General features: G+C 70.9%; 14 protein-coding genes and 1 tRNA gene. 5 read left to right on the plus strand and 10 right to left on the minus strand.

The features are described 5' to 3' along the window. Positions 1–29 precede the first annotated feature (29 nt). Entirely contained in the window at positions 30–1718 is a 1689-nt protein-coding gene (locus tag H1D33_RS25995) for a S8 family serine peptidase (protein WP_181570683.1), read from the plus strand. 250 nt (positions 1719–1968) lie between these two features. Then, the gene (locus H1D33_RS26000) at positions 1969–5508 is read left to right on the plus strand and encodes a hypothetical protein (RefSeq protein WP_181570682.1); all 3540 of its coding nucleotides are present in this window, start codon (positions 1969–1971) and stop codon (positions 5506–5508) included. A gap of 119 nt (positions 5509–5627) precedes the next feature. Here H1D33_RS26000 and H1D33_RS26005 read toward each other — a convergent pair whose 3' ends face one another. Together H1D33_RS26005 and H1D33_RS26010 are read right to left on the minus strand one after the other, a co-directional pair. Then, entirely contained in the window at positions 5628–6602 is a 975-nt protein-coding gene (locus tag H1D33_RS26005) for a PDDEXK family nuclease (RefSeq protein WP_181570681.1), read from the minus strand. A 133-nt stretch (positions 6603–6735) separates the two neighbouring features. Further along, entirely contained in the window at positions 6736–7383 is a 648-nt protein-coding gene (locus tag H1D33_RS26010) for an IclR family transcriptional regulator (RefSeq protein ID WP_181570680.1), read from the minus strand. 63 nt (positions 7384–7446) lie between these two features. On the opposite strand from H1D33_RS26010, the gene cysS reads away from it, so the two are divergent. Together cysS and rlmB are read left to right on the plus strand one after the other, a co-directional pair. Further along, positions 7447–8862 carry a cysteine--tRNA ligase gene (gene cysS, locus H1D33_RS26015; RefSeq protein WP_181570679.1) on the plus strand — a complete coding sequence of 472 codons (1416 nt, stop codon included), beginning with the start codon at positions 7447–7449 and terminating at the stop codon, positions 8860–8862. Then, positions 8862–9986 carry a 23S rRNA (guanosine(2251)-2'-O)-methyltransferase RlmB gene (rlmB, locus tag H1D33_RS26020; RefSeq protein WP_181570678.1) on the plus strand — a complete coding sequence of 375 codons (1125 nt, stop codon included), beginning with the start codon at positions 8862–8864 and terminating at the stop codon, positions 9984–9986. Before cysS ends, rlmB begins: the two co-directional genes overlap by 1 nt. 60 nt (positions 9987–10046) lie before the next feature. Here rlmB and H1D33_RS26025 read toward each other — a convergent pair whose 3' ends face one another. After that, positions 10047–11138 (minus strand): ABC transporter ATP-binding protein, encoded by a 1092-nt coding sequence (locus tag H1D33_RS26025; RefSeq protein ID WP_181570677.1) that lies wholly within the window; start codon positions 11136–11138, stop codon positions 10047–10049. 363 nt (positions 11139–11501) lie between these two features. On the opposite strand from H1D33_RS26025, the gene H1D33_RS26030 reads away from it, so the two are divergent. After that, positions 11502–11578 (plus strand) — tRNA-Thr (locus tag H1D33_RS26030). A gap of 73 nt (positions 11579–11651) precedes the next feature. On the opposite strand, the gene H1D33_RS26035 is transcribed toward H1D33_RS26030, so the two are convergent. From H1D33_RS26035 to H1D33_RS26065, 7 genes are all read right to left on the minus strand, one after another. Then, a complete protein-coding gene (locus tag H1D33_RS26035; protein WP_181570676.1) occupies positions 11652–12893 on the minus strand; it encodes a tyrosine-type recombinase/integrase in 1242 nt (413 codons plus the stop codon). Further along, the gene (locus tag H1D33_RS26040) at positions 12893–13090 is read right to left on the minus strand and encodes an excisionase family DNA-binding protein (RefSeq protein ID WP_181570675.1); all 198 of its coding nucleotides are present in this window, start codon (positions 13088–13090) and stop codon (positions 12893–12895) included. Before H1D33_RS26040 ends, H1D33_RS26035 begins: the two co-directional genes overlap by 1 nt. Before the next feature lie 60 nt (positions 13091–13150). Continuing rightward, the gene (locus H1D33_RS26045; protein WP_181570674.1) at positions 13151–14950 is read right to left on the minus strand and encodes a replication initiator; all 1800 of its coding nucleotides are present in this window, start codon (positions 14948–14950) and stop codon (positions 13151–13153) included. Further along, on the minus strand, positions 14947–15555 hold the full coding sequence (locus H1D33_RS26050; protein ID WP_181570673.1) for a DUF2637 domain-containing protein: 609 nt from the start codon (positions 15553–15555) through the stop codon (positions 14947–14949). Before H1D33_RS26050 ends, H1D33_RS26045 begins: the two co-directional genes overlap by 4 nt. Then, positions 15552–16931: an FtsK/SpoIIIE domain-containing protein gene (locus H1D33_RS26055; protein WP_246411859.1), complete on the minus strand. Its 1380-nt coding sequence runs from the start codon at positions 16929–16931 to the stop codon at positions 15552–15554. The genes H1D33_RS26050 and H1D33_RS26055 overlap by 4 nt, the downstream gene beginning before the upstream one ends. 426 nt (positions 16932–17357) lie before the next feature. Continuing rightward, positions 17358–17786 (minus strand): hypothetical protein, encoded by a 429-nt coding sequence (locus H1D33_RS26060; RefSeq protein WP_181570671.1) that lies wholly within the window; start codon positions 17784–17786, stop codon positions 17358–17360. A 654-nt stretch (positions 17787–18440) separates the two neighbouring features. Then, the gene (locus H1D33_RS26065; protein ID WP_181570670.1) at positions 18441–19166 is read right to left on the minus strand and encodes a GntR family transcriptional regulator; all 726 of its coding nucleotides are present in this window, start codon (positions 19164–19166) and stop codon (positions 18441–18443) included. Positions 19167–19617: the final 451 nt, after the last annotated feature.

A 19617-nucleotide genomic window follows, 5' to 3' on the forward strand; every position in this document is an offset into this window, starting at 1 on the left:
CACGTCCCTCAACGAGAGGATCTGATGTGGTGAGCAAGCGCTTCACCGCCGGCGCGGTCGCGGTCGCGGCCTCGCTGGCACTCACGGTGACCGGCCTGGGTGTCCCGGCGACCGCCGCGCCGTCGGACACCCGGACCTTCACCGTGCTGGCCGAGAGCGGCGTGTCCAGCGACGCCGCGATCGCCGCGATCAAGGCGGCCGGCGGCACGGTCGTCTCCCGCACCGACGACGTCGGCCTCTTCCAGGTGACCAGCGACCGGGCGGACTTCGCCAGCCGTGCCAACGCCGCCGGCGCGCTGGTCGGCGCGGCCGAGGAGAAGGCGATCGGCCGCAAGCCGAAGCTGGACCGCGTCGAGCAGGAGCACCTGCTGGCCGCCGCCGCGGCCAAGGGCAAGGCCGCCAAGGGCAACGCCAAGAAGCTGGACCCGCTGGACGACAAGCTCTGGGGCCTGGACATGATCCGCGCCGACCAGGCGCGCAAGATCGAGCCGGGTGACCGTCGGGTGACCGTCGGCGTGCTGGACACCGGCGTCGACGCCAGCCAGCCCGACCTGGCCCCGAACTTCAACTGGGCGCTGTCGCGCAACTTCGCGCCGGACATCCCCGACGTTGACGGCCCGTGCGAGGTGGCGAGCTGCCTCGACCCGGTCGGCACCGACGACGGCGGGCACGGCACGCACGTGGCCGGCACGATCGGCGCCGCCGCCAACGGCTTCGGCCTCTCCGGCGTGGCCCCGAAGGTCTCCCTGGTCGAGCTGAAGGGTGGCCAGGACAGCGGCTACTTCTTCCTGAACCCGGTGGTCAACGCGCTGGTGCACGCCGGTCGCTCCGGGCTGGACGTGGTCAACATGTCCTTCTACGTCGACCCGTGGCTCTACAACTGCGCCGCCAACCCGGCCGACTCGCCGGAGGCGCAGGCCGAGCAGCGGACCATCATCGAGGCCATGAAGCGGGCGCTGACCTTCGCCCACCGCAAGGGCGTCACGCTGGTCGGCGCGCTCGGCAACAACCACGAGGACCTCGGCGACCCGCGTACGGACGTGAGCAGCCCGGACTACGGGGCCGACCCGTACCCGCGGCCGATCGACAACGCGAGCTGCTGGGACCTGCCCACCGAGGGCCCGCACGTGATCAGCGTGTCGTCCGTCGGCCCGTCCGGCAAGAAGGCCGACTACTCGAACTACGGCACCGAGCAGACCTCGGTCGCGGCGCCGGGCGGCTGGTTCCGCGATGGCTTCGGAACCGACACCTACCGGGCCGACGCCAACATGATCCTCTCCACGTACCCGAAGAAGGTGCTCCAGGAGGAGGGGTCGGTCGACGAGAACGGCAACATCGTGGCCGGCTTCGAGAACTCGGTGTTCAAGCAGTGCACCGCCAAGGGTGAGTGTGGCTACTACACCTACCTTCAGGGCACCTCGATGGCCTCGCCGCACGCCTCGGGCGTGGCCGCGCTGATCGTCAGCAAGTTCGGCAAGAAGCAGGGCCGGGACGGCTTCGGCCTGGCGCCGGACCTGGTCGAGCAGCACCTCTACCGGACGGCGGCGGAGCACGCCTGCCCGGAGCCGCGGCTGCAGACCTACACCAACGAGGGTCGCGACGCCGAGTTCAACGCGTACTGCGCGGGCTCGCTGAACTTCAACGGCTTCTACGGCTACGGCATCATCGACGCCTACGCCGCGGTGAAGACGCCGCTGAAGCCCAACGCGCGGCCGTAACCACCCCGCACCACCGAGAAGCCCGGGCGATTCACGTCGCCCGGGCTTCTCCGTGTTCGCGAATGCGCACAGTGGTCTTCCCGCCGGACGCTGTCCGGTTGGCGTGAATTGGCGTTTGCCCAGCTCAAACCGCATGTCATAGGCCAAAGGTCCCTTCCTTCCGCGACCCCGTTCGGCTTGAATTGTCACAGAGAGTGATCATCGGGCTGCGGGCGGCGCTGCTGCGGCGGCCCTCGGGGAGGAGGAAGACATGTCCGAGGAAACCATCCGCGAGGTGGCCGTCCCGAAGCAGAACGCGCCCGAGGCGGCGGTGGCCGCCGCGCCGCCGGACTACTTCGGCTTCATCCCGAACTACGCGAACAGTCCCCTGCCGACGGTCGTCGGTGGCGTGGTGCGGCCGGGCACCGGGATGCGCAAGTTCGTCGACACCCTGCCGGGCGTCGGCCCCGTCAAGGCGAACGACCTGGGCAACTACCTGCCGGTCGCGGTGCCCGACACCATCACCTACCCCGGCAGCGACTACTACGAGATCGGTATCCAGCAGTATTCCCAGCAGTTCCACAAGGACCTGCCGGCCACCCGCCTGCGCGGATACAAGCAGCTCAACAACGGCACCGACGCCAGCGGTCACAACACCGTGGCACCGCCGCCCCGCCCCTACTTCGGCGGCCCGCTCATCTACGCCCGCCGGAACCGCCCGATCCGGATCAAGCTGGTCAACCAGTTGCCCACCGGCGCGGCCGGGAACCTCTTCCTGCCCGTCGACATCACACTCGCCGGCGCCGGCACCGGCCCGCTGAACAACACCGAGCTCTACAAGCAGAACCGCGCCGTCGTGCACCTGCACGGCTCGGAGACGCAGTGGATCAGCGACGGCACCCCGCTGCAGTGGTTCACCCCGGCCGGGGAGGTCACGTCCTATCCGAAGGGCGCCAGCTACGCGAACGTGCCGGACATGCCCGATCCCGGCGCGGGCGCGGTCACGCTCTACTTCCCGATGCAGCAGAGCGCCCGGATGATGTGGTTCCACGACCACACCGAGGCGACCACGCACCTCACCCCGTACAGCGGGCAGATCGGCCTCCTGCTGCTCCAGGACCCGGTGGAGCGGCAACTGGTCACCGACGGGGTCGTCCCCGCCGAGGAGATCCCGCTGCTCATCCAGGACAAGACGTTCGTACCGGACCCGGCGCAGCTCGCCGCGGAGGACCCGACCTGGGACACCGCGAACTGGGGCGGCAAGGGCAGCCTGTGGATGCCGCACGTCTACATGCCCAACCAGAACCCGTACAACGAGACCGGCGCCAACCCGATGGGCCGCTGGGACTACGGGCCGTGGTTCTGGCCGCCGTTCACCGGCATCCAGCAGGGGCCGGTGCCCAACCCGTACTACGACCCGGTCACCCGGCCGTGGGAACCGCCGGTCCAGCCCGGAACACCGCTGCCCACCATCACGCCCGAGGCGTTCATGGACACTCCCGTGGTGAACGGCTGCGCCTATCCCACCCTGCAGGTCGAGCCGAAGGCCTACCGGTTCCGGATCCTCAACGCGTGCAACGACCGGGCACTCAACCTCCAGCTCTACCACGCCGCCTCGAACGGGACGATGTGGAAGCCGGACGGCACGTTGAACGACGGCGCGGCGGGCGAGGTGCCGATGGTCGAAGCCTGCCCGAATCCGGCCTTCCCACCGACCTGGCCCACCGACGGCCGGGAGGGCGGCGTGCCCGCGCCGTCCGCGGTCGGCCCGGACTGGATCCAGATCGGCAACGAGGGCGGGCTCCTGCCGGAGGTCGCCGTCATCCCACCGCAGCCGATCAACTACGAGTACGACCGTCGCTCGATCACCGTGCTCAACGTCTCCGACCACTCGCTGCTCATCGGGCCGGCCGAACGCGCCGACGTGATCGTCGACTTCTCCACGGTCGCGCCCGGCTCGACGCTCATCCTCTACAACGACGCCCCGGCGCCGATGCCGGCCTACGACACCAGGTACGACTACTACACCGGGGACCCGGACCAGACCGACGCCGGCGGGGCACCCACCACCCAGCCAGGCTACGGCCCGAACACCCGGACGATCATGCAGATCCGCGTCGTGGGCCCCCCGGCCGCGCGGTACAACCTCGCCCTGCTCCGGACCCGACTGCCGCAGGCGTACGGGCAGAGCCAGCCGAAGCCGATCGTGCCGGAGAAGGCGTACAACGCGGCGTTCGGGACCAACTCCACCAACCACTACGTGGCGATCCAGGACACCACCATCACCTACGTGCCGCTGGGCGGCACCACCCCGGTGACCCTCGACCTCCAGCCGAAGGCGATCGTCGAGGAGTTCGACCCCGTCTACGGGCGGATGATGCCCACGCTCGGCGTCGAACTGCCCAAGACCAGCGCTTTCATCCAGACCACGATCCCGTTGGCGTACATCGACCCGCCGACCGAGATCCTCTACATGTCGAACCTGGCCACCCCGGTCGGCTCGACCGGCGACGGCACCCAGATCTGGAAGATCACCCACAACGGGGTGGACACCCACTTCGTCCACTTCCACTACTTCAACGTGCAACTGGTCAACCGGGTCGGCTGGGACGGCGCCTACAAGCCACCGGACGCCAACGAGGTGGGCTGGAAGGAAACCGTGCGGATGAACCCGCTGGAGGACTGCATCGTCGCCATGCGGCCCGCGCTGCCCACCAACCTGCCGTTCAAGATCGGCGACAGCGTGCGGCTGCTCGACCCGACCCAGGTTCCCGGCACCACCAACGGCTTCACCCAGATCGACCCGCAGACCGGCGACCCGGCCACCGTCACCAACGTGCCCTACAACTTCGGTTGGGAGTACGTCTGGCACTGCCACATGGTCGACCACGAGGACTTCGACATGATGCGGCCGATGGTGATCCGGGTGTCGCCGGCGCCGCCGACCAACCTCACGGCCACCGCCAACGCCGGTTCGACCACGGTCCCACCGGCGATCGTCCTGACCTGGACCAACCCGGCCGGCCTGCCGGCCGCCACCCAGGTCCTCGTGCAGCGTTCGACCAACTCCCTGTTCACCACCGGACTCACCGCGTTCACCGCGGCGGCGGGGGCGACCAGCTTCACCGACTCGACGGCGGTGCCCGGGACCACCTACTTCTACCGGGTCCGCCGGGAGAACAGCGCCAGCTACTCCGGCTGGTCGAACACCGCATCGGCGGTGCTCGCGCTGACCGCCCCCACGAACCTGACCGCCACCCAACCGAGCGGCAGCCCGGTGCGGGTCGCCCTGACCTGGATCAACCGGTCGTACTCGACCTCGGTGGAACTCCAGCGCGCGACCAACACCACCTTCACCACCGGACTGACCACGGTCACGCTGGCCGCCAACGCGACCAGCTACACCGACACCACCGTCGTGGCCGGCACCACCTACTACTACCGGGTGCGCACGGTCTACCTCGGCGTCGGCTCGCCCTGGTCGAACACCGCGACGATCGCCGTCGGTTCCCCGCCGGCCGCGCCGACGAACCTCGCCGGCACCGCCGTCGCCGTCACCGGCGGCACCGCGACCGTGAACCTCACCTGGCAGGAGGCCGCCACGAGCGTGGTCACCAGCTTCGTGCTCCAGCGGGCCACCAACGTGGCGTTCACCGCGAACCTGGCCACGTTCACGCTGGCCGGGACCGCCCGCAGCTACAGCGACACCGGGCGGGCCCGGTCGACCACCTACTACTACCGCATCCAGGCCGTGAACTCGTCCGGCAGTTCGGCGTTCAGCGGCATCATCGCCGTGACCACGCCGGCCTGACGGGACCGGTGCGGCGGCGTCCGGTGTCCCGGGCGCCGCCGCACCGTGCCGTCGGGCCCGGGGATGGCTGCGCCGGTGGTGCCGTCGGGCCCGGCGAGCGTCGGCCGGGTCGAGGTTGGTCACGGGCGCCATCCCCGGGCCACCAGGGCGGCGCGGATCTCGCGGACCAGAGCGGGGAACTCCTGCCGCAGGCGGCGGCCGGTCACGTGCAGCACCAGCCAGCCGGCCTCGACGAGCTGATTGAGCCGACGCCGGTCGAGGTGCGTCCGCTCGGGGTCGGCGTGCCACTGGCCGTCGTACTCCACGGCGACCCGGAACTCCGGCCAGGCCAGGTCGGGGTGCAGGACCAGGCCGGTGGACACGCGTACCGGATGCTGCGCCACGGGACGCGGCAGCCCGGCGAACATGAGCCGAACCCGCAGGTGGGACTCGGGTGGCGACTGGGCGCAGCCATCCGTGAGGCCGAACACCCAGGACGCTCGCCGGCCACCCGGCCGACCGGCGTTCCGGGCCGCCTCCGAGGCCAGCTCGGACCGGCTGACCACCCCGATCCGCAGCAGCCCGTCGACGATGCCGATCGCCTTGACCGGATCGGCCCAGACCGCCGTCTCCCAGGCACAGGCGGCCGGGTCGGTGCCGGGCGGTGGCCCGGGCGGTCGATCGGGCCCGGGCGGAGACGGCGCGTTCGTGCCGGGACCGCCAGCGACGGAAGCTCCGGCGGCGACCAGGAAACCACTGCGCGCGCCGACCAGTGGCGCGTGGTGCACCCGGACGCCCGGCTGGGAATCCGCCCGGGCCGTGGCCGGAAGCAGCACGTGCACGTCGTCGGTGAAGCCGGCGGCGTGCTCGACCCCGTGGAGGTAGGCCGCGGACGGCCCGGCGATCAGGCTGCCGGGCGGCATCCGGAGCAGCGCGGCCCGGCAGGCCAGCGCGTGGTCACGGTCGAGACGCGCGTCGGCGTAGACGTCCTGCCGGAGCCGGATCCAGGACGCGCCCCGGAGATGGTGGCGGGACAGCAACCCGCGTCGGACCGCGTCCGACCCGCGGAAGACCTGCCAGGCCAACTGCTGCGGTCGATGGGGATGAGGTGGCATGTGCCCAGGGTCAGCCGGACCCGCGGCCGTACGACAGCCCTGTGGACAACCACCGCCGGCGCCTACCGCCGCGTCCTGTGGACAACCTCCACGCCGCCCCCTGGTGTGCTAGGCGCGACGGGTGTGCGGCGGATCAGGAGAGCGCGGCGGCGACCGCCTCGGCGGCGGCGGTGACCTGGGCGCCCACCTCGGCCACGTCGAGCGGGGTCAGCGACACCACGCCGACGCTGCCCTCCAGCCCCGGCACCCCGAGCACCGGCGCGGCCACCCCGTACGCGCCGGACTGGAGCTCACCGCTGGTGCTCACCGGCCCGGGGTCGCCGGCCCGCCCGGCCAGCACGGCCCGGCCCGCCGCGCCCCGCTCCAGCGGGTGCCGGGAACCGGTCCGGTACGCCACGTGGAAGGCCGTCCAGCTCGGCTCGACCACCGCCAGCGCGACCCCCTCGCCGCCCTCGACCACGGTCAGGTGGGCGGTCGCCCCGGTTCGCTCGGCGAGCCGGCGCAGCGCGGGCAGCGCCCCCTCGGCGAGCAGCGGCTGGGCGCGTCGCGCCAGGTGCAGCACGCCGACGCCGATCCGCAGCCGGCCCTCCCCGTCGCGCCGGAGCATGCCGTGCCCGCTCAGCGCGCCGACCAGCCGGTAGACCGCGGCCCGGCCGATGCCCAGCCGCTGCGCCGCCTCGGTGACGGTCAGCCCGCCGGGGGCGTCCGCGACCAGGTGCAACAGGCGCAGGCCCCGGTCCAGGGTCTGCGCGGTCTCCGGGGGGCGTGCCGCCGTGTCCACAGCACGCAGCGTACGACCCGGCTCCGGCCAACCTCGAAATGTGCGGACGGCTACCCTTGTGAGGTGACGCTACGCCTGTATGACACCGCCACCCGATCGGTGCGGGACTTCGTCCCGCGGGAAGCCGGCAAGGTGGGGGTCTACCTGTGTGGTCTCACGCTCCAGGCCCCGCCGCACATCGGTCACCTTCGCTCCGGCGTCAACTACGACGTGCTGCGCCGCTGGCTGGTCGCCGGCGGCTTCGAGGTGACCTTCATCCGCAACCTGACCGACATCGACGACAAGGTCCTGGCCAAGGCCATGGAGCAGGGCCGGCCGTTCTGGTCGATCGCCTACGCGAACGAGCAGATCCTCACCGCCTCCTACCGCGCGCTGAACGTGCTCCCGCCGACCTACGAGCCGCGGGCCACCGGGCACGTCCCGGAGATGCACGAGCTGATCGCCCGCCTGATCGAGACCGGGCACGCCTACCCGGCCGGCGACGACTCCGGCGACGTCTACTTCGACGTGGCCTCCTGGCCGGCCTACGGCTCGCTGTCCGGGCAGTCCCCGGCCGACATGCAGCCGGCCGGCGACGCCCCCGACCGGGGCAAACGGGATCCGCGCGACTTCGCGCTCTGGAAGGGCGCCAAGCCGGGCGAGCCGGCCGACGCCGCCTGGCCGTCCCCGTGGGGCCGCGGCCGTCCCGGCTGGCACATCGAGTGCTCGGCGATGTGCTGGCGCTACCTGGGCGCCGAGTTCGACATCCACGGCGGCGGGCTCGACCTGACGTTCCCGCACCACGAGAACGAGATCGCCCAGTCGCAGGCCGCCGACCTGCCGTTCGCCCGCTACTGGGTGCACCACGGCCTGCTCGGCATCGGCGGCACCAAGATGGGCAAGTCGCTGGGCAACACGCTCGACCTCGACTACGTGGCCTCGCTCGGGGTGCGCCCGGTCGAACTGCGCTACTACTACGCCGCCGCGCACTACCGGTCCCACATCGACTACTCCGAGGACGCGCTGCGCGAGGCCGCGGTCGCGTACCGGAGGATCGAGGGCTTCGTGCAGCGGGCGGCCGAACGGGTCGGCGCGGGCCGACCCGACGGGCTGCCGGCCGGGTTCGTGGCGGCGATGGACGACGACCTCAACACCTCGGCGGCGCTCGCCGTGCTGCACGAGGTGGTCCGGGACGGCAACACGGCGTTGAGCGGCGGCGACGATGTGACCGTCCGCACGACGCTCGCCGCCGCCCGGGCGATGCTGGATATCCTCGGCGTCGACCCCCTGGATCCGGCCTGGACCGGTGGCGACCGCGCGGGCGACCTGCGCGGCGTGGTGGACTCGCTGGTCGCGCTGGCCCTGGAGCAGCGCGCCCAGGCCCGCGGCCGCAAGGACTGGGCCGCCGCCGACGCCGTCCGCGACCAGCTCAAGCAGGCCGGCGTGGTCGTCGAGGACACCCCCCAGGGCCCGCGTTGGACTATTGGAGAGCAGGACTGATGGCCGGCAACTCGCAGCGCCGTGGCCGGCGACTGACGTCGAAGGCAGGCGCCCCCAAGGGCACCGGCGGCAAGAACAAGGACTCGCTCGCCGGCCGGGGCCGCACCCTCCCGGCGGACGAGCGCCCCTGGCACAAGGCCTACTCGGGCACCGAGAAGCTGCCCCAGCGCACCGCCTGGAAGCAGGACAAGGAGCGCCGGGCCGCCGCCGAGGAGGGCCGCGCGCCCAAGATCGGCCAGCCGGGCACCAAGGACACCACCTGGGGCCGGGGCGGCGGTCGGGGCGTACCCACCGCCGCCAAGGGCCGCGGCGGAAAGCCCACCGCCGGCCGGTCCGGGCCCCGGGTCTCCCCGGGCCGCAAGTCGAACCCGGCGAAGGACAGCCCCGAGCTGCTGGTCGGCCGGAACCCGGTGCTGGAGTCGCTGCGCGCGCAGGTGCCGGCGACCGCGCTCTACACCGCCCAGGGCATCGACGTCGACGACCGGGTCAAGGAGATCGTCCGCACCGCCGCCGACCGGGGCATCGCGATCCTGGAGGTCGGCCGCGCCGAGCTGGACCGGATGACCGGCGGCGTGCTGCACCAGGGCGTCGGGCTCCAGGTGCCGCCGTTCGCCTACGAGCCGTTCGAGGACCTGGTCACCGCCGCGCTGGAGCAGGCCGCGCCGCTGCTGGTCGCGTTGGACGGCGTCACCGACCCGCGCAACCTCGGCGCGGTGATCCGGTCCGCCGCCGCGTTCGGCGCGCAGGGTGTCTTCGTACCCGAGCGGCGTGCCGCCGGGATCACCGCGACCGCCTGGCGGACCAGCGCCGGCGCGGCCGCGCGCGTCCCGGTCGCCCAGGTCACCAACCTGACCCGGTCGCTCAAGGCGTGCAAGGAGGCCGGCTTCGTCGTGGTCGGCCTGGACGCCGACGGGCAGACCGACCTGTACGACCTGGAGGCCGCCGTCGGCCCGCTGGTCGTGGTGGTCGGCTCGGAGGGGCGCGGGCTGTCCCGCCTGGTCGGCGAGACCTGCGACCTGACCGTCAGCATCCCGATGGTCTCCGACGTCGAGTCGCTCAACGCCAGCGTCGCCGCCGCGGTCACGCTCGCCGAAGTCGCGCGCCGTCGCGCCGTCGAGGCCTGACCCGCACACACGAAAGGGGCGGTCCGCCGTGGCGGGCCGCCCCTTTTTGCTTCGCGTACGTCAGATCCGGTGCCCGGTGGAGGCGTGGAAGACGTGGCTGCGGCCGGTGCGCGGCTTGACGAACACGGTGTCGCCCATGTTCGGCATGGTGCGCCGGTCGGTGCGGACCACGAACCGCTCGTTGTGGCCCTCCAGCGCGGCGTGGCCGTAGACGTTGGCGTCGGAACCCAGGTCCTCGACCAGCTCCACCACGACCGGCATGCCGCCCTCGGACGGGCCGACCAGGTCGCAGTCCTCCGGCCGGAAGCCGACGGTGACCTTGCCGTCGCCGCCCTCGGCGCGGGCCGCCTCGATCTGCTCACGGGTCAGCGGGACCATCAGCTCGGCGAACGCCCCGCCCTGATCGGTCAGCTTCACCGTCTTGATGTTCATGGCCGGGGAACCCATGAAGCCGGCGACGAAGACGTTGGCCGGGGTGTCGTAGAGCGCCCGCGGGGTGTCCACCTGCTGGAGCACGCCGTCCAGCATGACCGCCACCCGGTGACCCATGGTCATGGCCTCGACCTGGTCGTGGGTGACGTAGACCGTGGTGACGCCGAGCTTCGCCTGGAGCGAGGCGATCTGCGTACGGGTCTGGACGCGGAGCTTGGCGTCGAGGTTCGACAGCGGCTCGTCCATGAGGAAGACCTGCGGCTCGCGGACGATCGCGCGGCCCATGGCGACCCGCTGGCGCTGACCGCCGGAGAGCGCCTTCGGCTTGCGGCTGAGGAACTCCTCCAACTGCAGGAGGTTGGCCGCCTCCTTGACCCGCCGGTCGATCTCCGACTTGGAGGTCTTGCGCAGCTTGAGGGCGAACGCCATGTTCTCGTACACCGTCATGTGCGGGTAGAGGGCGTAGTTCTGGAAGACCATCGCGATGTCGCGGGCCTTCGGCGGGAGGTGGGTGACGTCCCGGTCGTCGATGTAGATCGCGCCGTCGTCGACGTCCTCCAGGCCGGCGAGCATCCGCAGGCTGGTGGACTTTCCGCAGCCGGACGGGCCGACCAGGACGAGGAACTCCCCGTCGCCGATCTGCAGGTCGAGCTGGTTGACGGCGGGGCGCTCGGTGCCCGGATAGATCCGGGACGCCTTCGCGTAGGTGACCGTAGCCATGATGGAGCGCTTCCTTTCACCGGCAGGAACGTGCCGGACGATCCGAGTGAAGGAGCGACCGGCACCCAGGGTGCCGGCCAACGGGGCGTCACCCGGGCAGCCGAGGCCGGCCGGAGTGTCGTCCGTGTCACTGCACCGTAAACGGCTTTCACGATCGTGCCAAGACGTGGAGCAACGGGTGGGACGGACGGCATACACATTTCGGTCACCCGGGCACGGCAAGGCATCAATCTCCCGGCTGTCAACCGGATCCGGCGACGATCCGACGGTCGAGCCGGTCGGGAAACTGACGTTTTCCGTGGTCGGGAGCGCTGCCAGGCGGGAATTCCGGGACCCAGTCGCTATGCTGAGCCCGTCACGCGCGCCCCTGTAGCTCAGCTGGCCAGAGCACTCGCCTTGTAAGCGAGATGTCGCCGGTTCGATCCCGGCCGGGGGCTCCAATTCCACAAGGCGATCCCGGCCGGTGGCCGTCGTGATCTCCCCGGTTGACAGCAACGCTGACAGCAACGGGGTTCATGACAGCCGCCCGTCGAGCTTGCCGAGCGCCTGACGCATCGCGTCGAGGTTGGCGTGAGCGTAGACCTTCAGCGTCACCTTCACGTCGGCGTGCCGGGCAATGGCCTGGACGACATGCGGTGGCACGCCCAGCTCCATCAGCAGCGACACGACCGTGTGTCGCAGGTCGTGCAGCCGGACGCCGGGTAGGCCGGCGGACTCCCGGAGGCGGGCGAAGGAGCGGCTGAGGTTGGTCGGCTCCATCGGCGTACCGCGCTCGGAGGGGAAGACGAGCCCGTGATCCTCCCAGACCTCGGGGAGTGCGGCCCGCTCCGCCTGCTGGCGCTCCCGGTGCTCCATCAGCGTGAGCCAGGTGAACTCGGGCAGCGGTAGCACCGCCTCGGAGTCCTCGGTCTTGGCGTCCAGGACGTGAAGCGTCCCGGCGACCCGCTGAACGGTCTGCTGCACCCGAAGGGTGCCGTCGTCCAGGTCGACGTCCGCCCAGCGGAGCCCGACCAACTCCCCGCGGCGGAGGCCCATCGTGGCCGCCACCACGTAAAGGGCGTGAAGCCGGTGGCCGGTCGAGGCGGCGAGGATCTTGCGCACCTGGTCGACGGAGAGCCCTTTGCCGATCTTGTAGCGCGGGGAGGGGACCCGCACCAGCTTCGCCACGTTGCGCGACACCAGCTCCTCCCGCATCGCGTGTTGCAGCGCGTTGCGGAGGACCGCGTGTACGAACTGCACCTGACGGGCGCTGGGATAGCTCTGGCAGCAGCGACCGACCGAGCAGCACCGCCGGCCAGCCGGGCGGATCTTGTCGAGGCCGTTGGTGCAGCAGAGGCACTTGCGGCGGAAGCCGTCCATGAACGCCTTGACGTGCTGCACCTGCAAGCCGTCGAGACGCTTCGTGCCGAGGGCCGGCACCAGGTGCAGCCGTACGGCGCTCTCGTAGCCACGAACGGTGGTTGGCTTCAGGTCACTGACGTACGTCTTCAGCCAGTAGGGCAGGTAGTCGGCCAGCTTCCAGGCCCGGTCGGGGACGGGGATGCCGCGCTGAGACTGCGCCTTCAGCTCGATGAGCTTGGCGTGTGCCTCGTCCCAGGTGGCGCCGTAGACGAACTTCCGCTTGCGGGTGCCGTCGGTGGCGAGCACGTACGCCTGCCCGACCCACCGGCCGTCGCTGGAGCGCTGATAGATCGAGCCTTCCCCGTTGGGGTTGCGGCGGGCGGCCGACTGTCGTTGCTTCGGGTCTTTGGGCATTAGGCGGCTTCTTCCGTGAGCGTGGCAATGGCCTCGTCGATGGCCGATGCGGGGATGAGCCGGCGGCTTCCGACCTTGAAGGAGCGGAGCCGGCCGGAGCGGATCAGGTCGTAGACGAGCGAGCGGCCGATGCCGAGCGCATGGGCGGCTTCCTCGACGCGCAGCACGCGAGGAGTGATCGAGCTGGTGGCGTTCATCGACTGGCCTTCCTCGTGTGCGGAGGGGTGACGTGCGGAAAGTCGGACCGGCAAGGGCGGTCACTTCTCGACGGCGTAGGCCGCGAGCGCGGCGGGTTGATCGGTTGCCGGCGTGATCGCGGTTGTTCGTAGCCGTGCGGTGTCGAGGTCTGTGCGCCAGCGGATGCGGGCGGATATCGCGCGCAGGAGTCGGTGTTCCAGGGGCGGCACGTCGGGGTCTTCTGGTCGGGCGAGTTCGAACCGGTACCGCTTGGACCCGTCCGCGTCGTCGGCCGCCTGGTCGTGGTCCTCGGTGTCGGCCATGCCGCCGGCGAGGATCGCGCGCACCCACGCCCGGTTGTCGGCGCGGTGGTCGGCGAGGGTCTTGCCGGACCATTGGCGGGAGACGAGGACGCGGCGGCCGGTGAAGCCGAGGGTGGAGCGTTGGTGGACCTTCCCCGTGCAGCGGCCAGGCGTCAAGCCCGCCTTGACGCCGTCCGGCTGGACGCCGTAGAGCAGCCAGTTGGCGCACGTCGGCGAGCACGGCAGCACCGACAGCTCTGCGTGGAGGCGGTCGAAGTGCGCCTTCTGCGGGTCGGAGCGTGGCTTGGCCTGGTCGGTGAGGTCTTTGGTGACGTACTTGGTGACGTAGCGGATGGACCGTTCGGCATCGCGGGTGCCTTGGTCGATGCCGCGGGCGTCGATGCGGCCGAGGCGGGCGACGTAGGCGGGTCGGCTGTCGGGTTCTTCCAGGGCGTCGAGGGCTTCACCCCAGGTGGGCAGCGGCTTACGGGTTTTCGGGTCGACGTATGCCTGTCGGTCGACGTCCCAGACCGGCGGCTTGTCCACCCGGTAGACGGGTTCGTTGAAGGGTGGCCACCAGACTTGGTGGTAGGTGGCGGCGGCGATCTGCTTGAGCAGCCGACGGGGCAGGGTGCCCCGGATGGCGAAGTGCGCGTGTGGGGCGAGGCGGCGTTGCAGCTCGACGGCGCCGGCGTATTGGACGTTCCAGCCGGCGGCGCGGCGGACGTTCTGCCACCACCGGTCGAGAACCCGGGCGAAGTGAATCGCGTCCAACGCCGCCCGCCGGTAGTCGTAGCCGGCGGGGTCGACCGGGGTGCCGAGGACATCGTCGTGCGGGCCGTGCCGGGTGCCGCATTCACATGGCGCGACGTAGGCGCCCCGGCGCAGGTGGGAGTGCACCGGCCCGTGCGAGTCGAGCGTCAGGGTGACCAGCATCGACGGCCGGTGAGTCTTGCCCGTCCTGCCGGAGTAGGCGCGGCCGACGGTGCGGGGGTCGACGGGCAGCCGGGGCAGGTCGGGCGAGTCTTGGCGCCGGCGGGTGGAGCGCTTGCGGCGGGGTCGCTCGTCGCGTTCCTTCGGGGTGAGTTGGCCGCGCAGGCTGGTTTCGGCGAGGGCTTCGTCCAGCTCAGCAATCGCGGCGTCGATTTCGGCTACCTGGGCGGCCCGCTCGTCGGGGGTCATCGGCTGGTATTGGACGGCTTCGCGTTCGAACTCCAGGTGCGCCCGGACACGGACCAGGGCGAGCGCGTCCCCGTCCGGCTTGTCGGGTCGGACGGCGGGTTCGTCGGCGAGGTGCCAGCCCTCCCGGATCTGCTGGATGCGCAGCCGCCGGCCCTTCTCCGCGCAGGGCTTGCACTTGACGGCGAGGGTCGCCCCGCACGGCACTTCCACCACCTCGGTCAGTCCGGTGGCGGTGTCGGTGCGGCGCAACGCGAGGGGGCGGACGCAGACGCCGTGTGACTCGGCGAGTTGCTTGAGCGCGTCCTTGGCGAGGGGCTTGCGCATCCGGTCGGCCCGCGACCCGGGCCGCGGCGGCGTCTGCGTCGGAGTCTCGGGGATGAGGGGGAGTTGGGTCACTGGTCACGCTCCGCGCCGTACGAGGTGCCATTGCGGGCCGTGAACGCCGCCGCGGAGACGGGCACCAGGCCGGGCCGCTGCACCGCCACCGCCACCGGCCGGGCCGGTTCGGTGATGACCGCCTGGTCCTCGTGCACCACGACGGGCCGGTGATCTTCGATCGGGTCGTAGCCGGGTGGCACCTCACCCCGGTCGCCGGCCGACTCCTTGGGGGCCGCCGGGGCGGTGGAGAAGACGAGCTTGGACAGGCCGAGGAACGCCAGCGCGGGTACGGCTGACAGCAGCCACCCGGACGGGCTCGGCTTCGCCACCGCGAGTTGGGCTGCGAGGGACAGGGCGACGGCGCAGACGAGCAGGAACAGCGGGTATCCGACCGGGCCGCCGGTGCGGCGGCGTCGCCGGATGGTCAGCAGCGCCGCGAACGGCAGTAGTTCGGAGATGGCGGCGTTGGCCCAGCCGAACCAGTCTCCGGTACCGGCCGGCGAGTTGTTCATGGTCCAGTCGTGGACGTGGGTGAACGAGGCGGCGCCGGCCAGGCCGCCGGCGGTGAGGACGATGAGCACCAGGGCGAGCCCTTCCACACGTTCGGTGTCGGCCTTCTTCACGGGGTCACCTCCTGGTCGGTGTCGTCGCAGAGGCGGCGGTAGTCGCGGCCGAGTTGGCGGATGTCGTCGTCGGTGAGGTAGGCGAACCGGACCCGGACGGGTTCGCGGACGCCGTCGAGGACCACGAACCCCACCCCCGGCATGGATTCGGGGATGCGGTCGCAGAGGGCTCCCCGGTCGCGGGCGGCGTCGCCGAGGACCATGTCCACCTGTTCCGGTTCGGTCAGCCGCAGTCCGATGCGGGTGGGGAACAGGTCGCGGAATGGCAGTACGTCCTTGCGCGGGTCCTGCAACGCGGCGACCACGTGCACGCCCGCCGCCCGGCCCTGCGACAGCAGCAGGCCGAGTGATTCCTTGATCCGGTCGCGGACCTTCCGATCCGTGATGTAGGCGGTGAGGGCGGCCAGCTCGTCGACGACCAGGACGAGCAACGGCTCCTCCGGCGTCGGCACGTGCTGGCGGGTCACCCCGCGCAGCCGGGCCGCGCGCAGCCGCATCCGCTTCACGGCTTCTTCGAGGACGCCGGCCATGCTGTCCGGGTCGTCGAAGGCGAAGCGGGTGAACAGCGGCACCCCGGCCGCCAACTCCATCCCGCCCTTCGGGTCGAACGCCCACACCTCCACCAGCCCGGAGCGGATACCGCCGGCCAGGGAGCGCAGCAGCGACCACAGCACCGAGCCCTTGCCCGAGCCGGTCGCTCCCGCGATGAGCACATGTGACCCGGCCAGCCGCAACCGGTAGAGCTGGCCGTCCTCGTCGATGCCGAGCGGCAGCGCGTCCAGTTCCGGCACGTCGGCCACCGGCAGCGGTGCCACGACGGCGGCGAGGGGGTCACGGCGCACGAGGCGCACCACCACCCGATCTGGGCGGTCTGTGGAGCGGGCCTGGCCGCTTCGGCGGCGGAAGGCGTAGGCGAGGCGTTCCGCGGCCTGGCCCCAGTCGTCGGGGATCTGCCCTGGCAGCAGTCGGACGGTCAGCTCGTCGCCGTACCGGTCGCACCGCACCCGCAGGAGCTGCGGTACGTAGCGGTCACCGGCGAACGCCGTCGCGAGGCCACAGGTAGCCATCACGGATGCCCACCGCCGGCGGTAGACGAACAGGGCGCGGACGCGGCTGACGAGCGGGTACCAGCCGAACCGCAGCCACGACGACGGATGCCACCGCCACCACCCGGCACAGCCAGCGGCAAGAGTGAGGACGACGCCGGCCAGGACCAGGCCGCCGAACTCCGCCCGGATCCACAGAGCCAGCGCGGCGGGAGCGGTGAGCCACCAGTACCGGACCGCCAGCACACAGGCGCGGAACAGGCCCCGAGCCAGCCACCACAGCACCAACAGCCAACCCGGAACCCGCCACGCGGGAAGACGCACGTTCATCGGCGCCATGGGGATCTTGTCCCCGGGAATCACGTTGATCAGAGGCACAGGTCACCACCCCGAGCCGAACGCCCCAACGTGGCGATGCACGAGTGACACGACATGCGGCGCAGGTCGAACCGGCGCGGCTTCACCCACCGGCAGCAACGGGGGCAACGGATCGCGCACACGCGCGCCGAAGCCGGCGGCAGATGCAGCACCGACCGGACGGCGGCCTCCACCTCCCGGTACGCGTGCCGCACGCCGACCAGACGAGTACGCGACATCAGGACCACCACCCCGACCAGCGGCGGCGCGAGGGGCTCAGGGCAGCAGGAACTACGGTGGGCATGACGCCCTCCTTCATCAGATGAGGGATGGGAGAGCGCGGGACGGGTCGGGACTCTTGGCGGGGAAACGACCCGCCCCGCGCACAACCAGCAGCCGTCAGGCCGCCACCGAGCCCGGGACCACCGACGCCGGACGGATCGAGGTGGCCCGCAGCGAGTACGCCATCCGGGAACGGCAGTCACCCGAGGAACGCCCCGGCTTGCACCGCTGCGAATCGACATACGGCGTGAGGGTCAGACCCTCGAACTTCACCGCCGGCGGATAGCCCGGCACGGTCGACGGCGGCGGAACCGGCTGCTGCGGAGCCACGACCTTGACCTTCACCTCGGTCGACCGACCGAACTTCCCCGCCTCCGGGTCCAGGTCCATCACCCGGACCACCCAGACCCGCTCGCCGGTGTCCTTGTCCCGCGCCTGGTTGTCCGCTTCACCACGGCGGTCGAAGTCGATCTGCGGGGAGACACCGAGGCACAGCGCCCCGGCGGGAAAGACGTACTCGGACGGAACCGGAACCTTCAACGTCATCGGAACCACGTGGACAGCCTCCTAGCCTCACTAGTCGTCTTGCTGACAACCGGTTGATCTAACAAGTTACGCCAGCTTGTAAGTACAAGCAAGGTGGCGGAGAGTCGGATGCACAATGTGGAGAGTTGAAGGGGGCAACTGTGGACGTCGAGGAAATGCTTCCCCGATCGCGAACGCCTCGGGACTACCTGGACTTGGTCACAGACCCGCGCATCGACGCGGCCGGGTTGCGGGTCCTCGCGCGGAGTCGCTACGCCTTCGTTCGCCTAGCTGTCGCTAAGGAGGCACGCGCAGATGTCGCAGCCTTGGACGAGCTGCTCGCTGGCGAGTTTTCCCAGTGGGACCGCAACCACCTCCTGTGGCTTGTCGCTCAACATCCGCAGGCGGGCAGAGGTGTCCTGCTCAGGGTGCTGCAGGAGGTTGCGTTTCATCTGAGCCGACCGGCTGTGCGGCCCTACGCTGCGGCGATCGCTCTCGCTAGGCGGCCTGAACTGGCGGCACACGAGGTGCGGTCCTTGCAACGCCTTCCTTCCGCGTCGAGGAGGATGAGCCGTGGCGTGGAGCGTGCGCTGGCAACCCGGCTGCCGTAGACGTTCAATCGGCGAGGCCGGATGCGGGAGTTCCTGAAGGGCGACTCTGAGGCAGAGCAGTAGCTCAGCTCAGTGCGTAGGTGTCCTCGATCTCGTGGCGGCTGCCCGGCATCACGAGCATCGACGTCATGATCGGATCGCCTGATGCTTGGTAGACGGTAATGACGACGCTCATCACCGGCTCGTCCGCCGGGACGTCCAGGGCGTCGGCCTCGACCGGGCTCACCCGTCGGGCGGTCATTCGTTCGGTGGCGTAGTCAGCGCGCAGGCCCTTGTGGCGCGTGATGAGGTCGAGCAGGCCGCCGGGGATCGGAGCCGGCTTGATGATGTCGGTACCGGCGGCGATGTCCACCGGCACGAACGTGGCGATCAGGTCGACTGGGCCAATCTCCGAGACCGTCCGGCGCCGCCGCTCGTAGACCGGCGTGCCTTCGGGGATCTTCAGCTCGGCCGCGATCCGCGGTGAGGCGAGCACCGGGCCGACGTGCAGGATCTCCGTCTCCCCGGTCTCGTCCAGTTCGACCGCGTCCCGCGCGTACTCGGGAGAGGTGCGACCGGAGGCGGGCCGACCGCGAACGAAGCTGCCCTTGCCCTGCTGCGACTCGATCCAGCCATCCTGCTTGAGGATGCCGAGCGCCTTGAGCACCGTAGGCCGGGACACGCCAAACTCCGTGCAGAGCTGGCTCTCCGACGGTAGGGCCGCGCCAGGCGCGTAGTCGCCGTCTTCAATGCGCTTCCGCAGCGTGTTCAACACGCGCAGGTATTTCGGCGTCGGAATCTCGTACGCCATCGCGGGCCACCCCACCTAGGAACGCTGCATGAGTTACAGCAGCTTATGAGTTGTTTGCTTGACAGGACAAGTTCAGGCGACCGCCGAGCTCAACGGCGAGTTGGATCGCGTGGGGAGAACAGCCGGACGGGTACGAGGATCTGGGTGTACTCGCCCCGCTGGTTGCGCGGTACCACCTTGGTTCCCTCTACCCAGATCCACTGATCGCGGTCGGGGCGGTTGAGCACCAGGCGGACGCCGGTCACACGGAGCATCACTGGGCCGTCGGATGGGCGGTAGCGGTCGGCCGCTTCCACCCGGAGCACTATGCCGAGCCGTACCCGTAGGTCAAACACTGGGCCTCCTTGCCGTCCGCGGCCGAGCCGGCGACGGCACGCTGGATGGGGAACCAATTTGAAGGCCGGCGGTCTGCGCAAAGACGTCCCGCCGCGCCAACGCTTGCCCGTTCGTC

The sequence above is a fragment of the Micromonospora ferruginea genome, from assembly GCF_013694245.2.
Lineage (GTDB): Bacteria > Actinomycetota > Actinomycetes > Mycobacteriales > Micromonosporaceae > Micromonospora > Micromonospora robiginosa.

What these genes read in the sequence shown, in the direction of transcription:
- H1D33_RS26000 (WP_181570682.1), top strand. Translation starts at nt 1,969, where the DNA reads ATGTCCGAGGAAACCATCCGCGAGGTGGCCGTCCCGAAGCAGAACGCG.
- H1D33_RS26005 (WP_181570681.1), bottom strand. Translation starts at nt 6,602, where the DNA reads ATGCCACCTCATCCCCATCGACCGCAGCAGTTGGCCTGGCAGGTCTTC.
- rlmB (WP_181570678.1), top strand. Translation starts at nt 8,862, where the DNA reads ATGGCCGGCAACTCGCAGCGCCGTGGCCGGCGACTGACGTCGAAGGCA.
- H1D33_RS26025 (WP_181570677.1), bottom strand. Translation starts at nt 11,138, where the DNA reads ATGGCTACGGTCACCTACGCGAAGGCGTCCCGGATCTATCCGGGCACC.
- H1D33_RS26035 (WP_181570676.1), bottom strand. Translation starts at nt 12,893, where the DNA reads ATGCCCAAAGACCCGAAGCAACGACAGTCGGCCGCCCGCCGCAACCCC.
- H1D33_RS26040 (WP_181570675.1), bottom strand. Translation starts at nt 13,090, where the DNA reads ATGAACGCCACCAGCTCGATCACTCCTCGCGTGCTGCGCGTCGAGGAA.
- H1D33_RS26055 (WP_246411859.1), bottom strand. Translation starts at nt 16,931, where the DNA reads ATGAACGTGCGTCTTCCCGCGTGGCGGGTTCCGGGTTGGCTGTTGGTG.
- H1D33_RS26060 (WP_181570671.1), bottom strand. Translation starts at nt 17,786, where the DNA reads ATGACGTTGAAGGTTCCGGTTCCGTCCGAGTACGTCTTTCCCGCCGGG.
- H1D33_RS26065 (WP_181570670.1), bottom strand. Translation starts at nt 19,166, where the DNA reads ATGGCGTACGAGATTCCGACGCCGAAATACCTGCGCGTGTTGAACACG.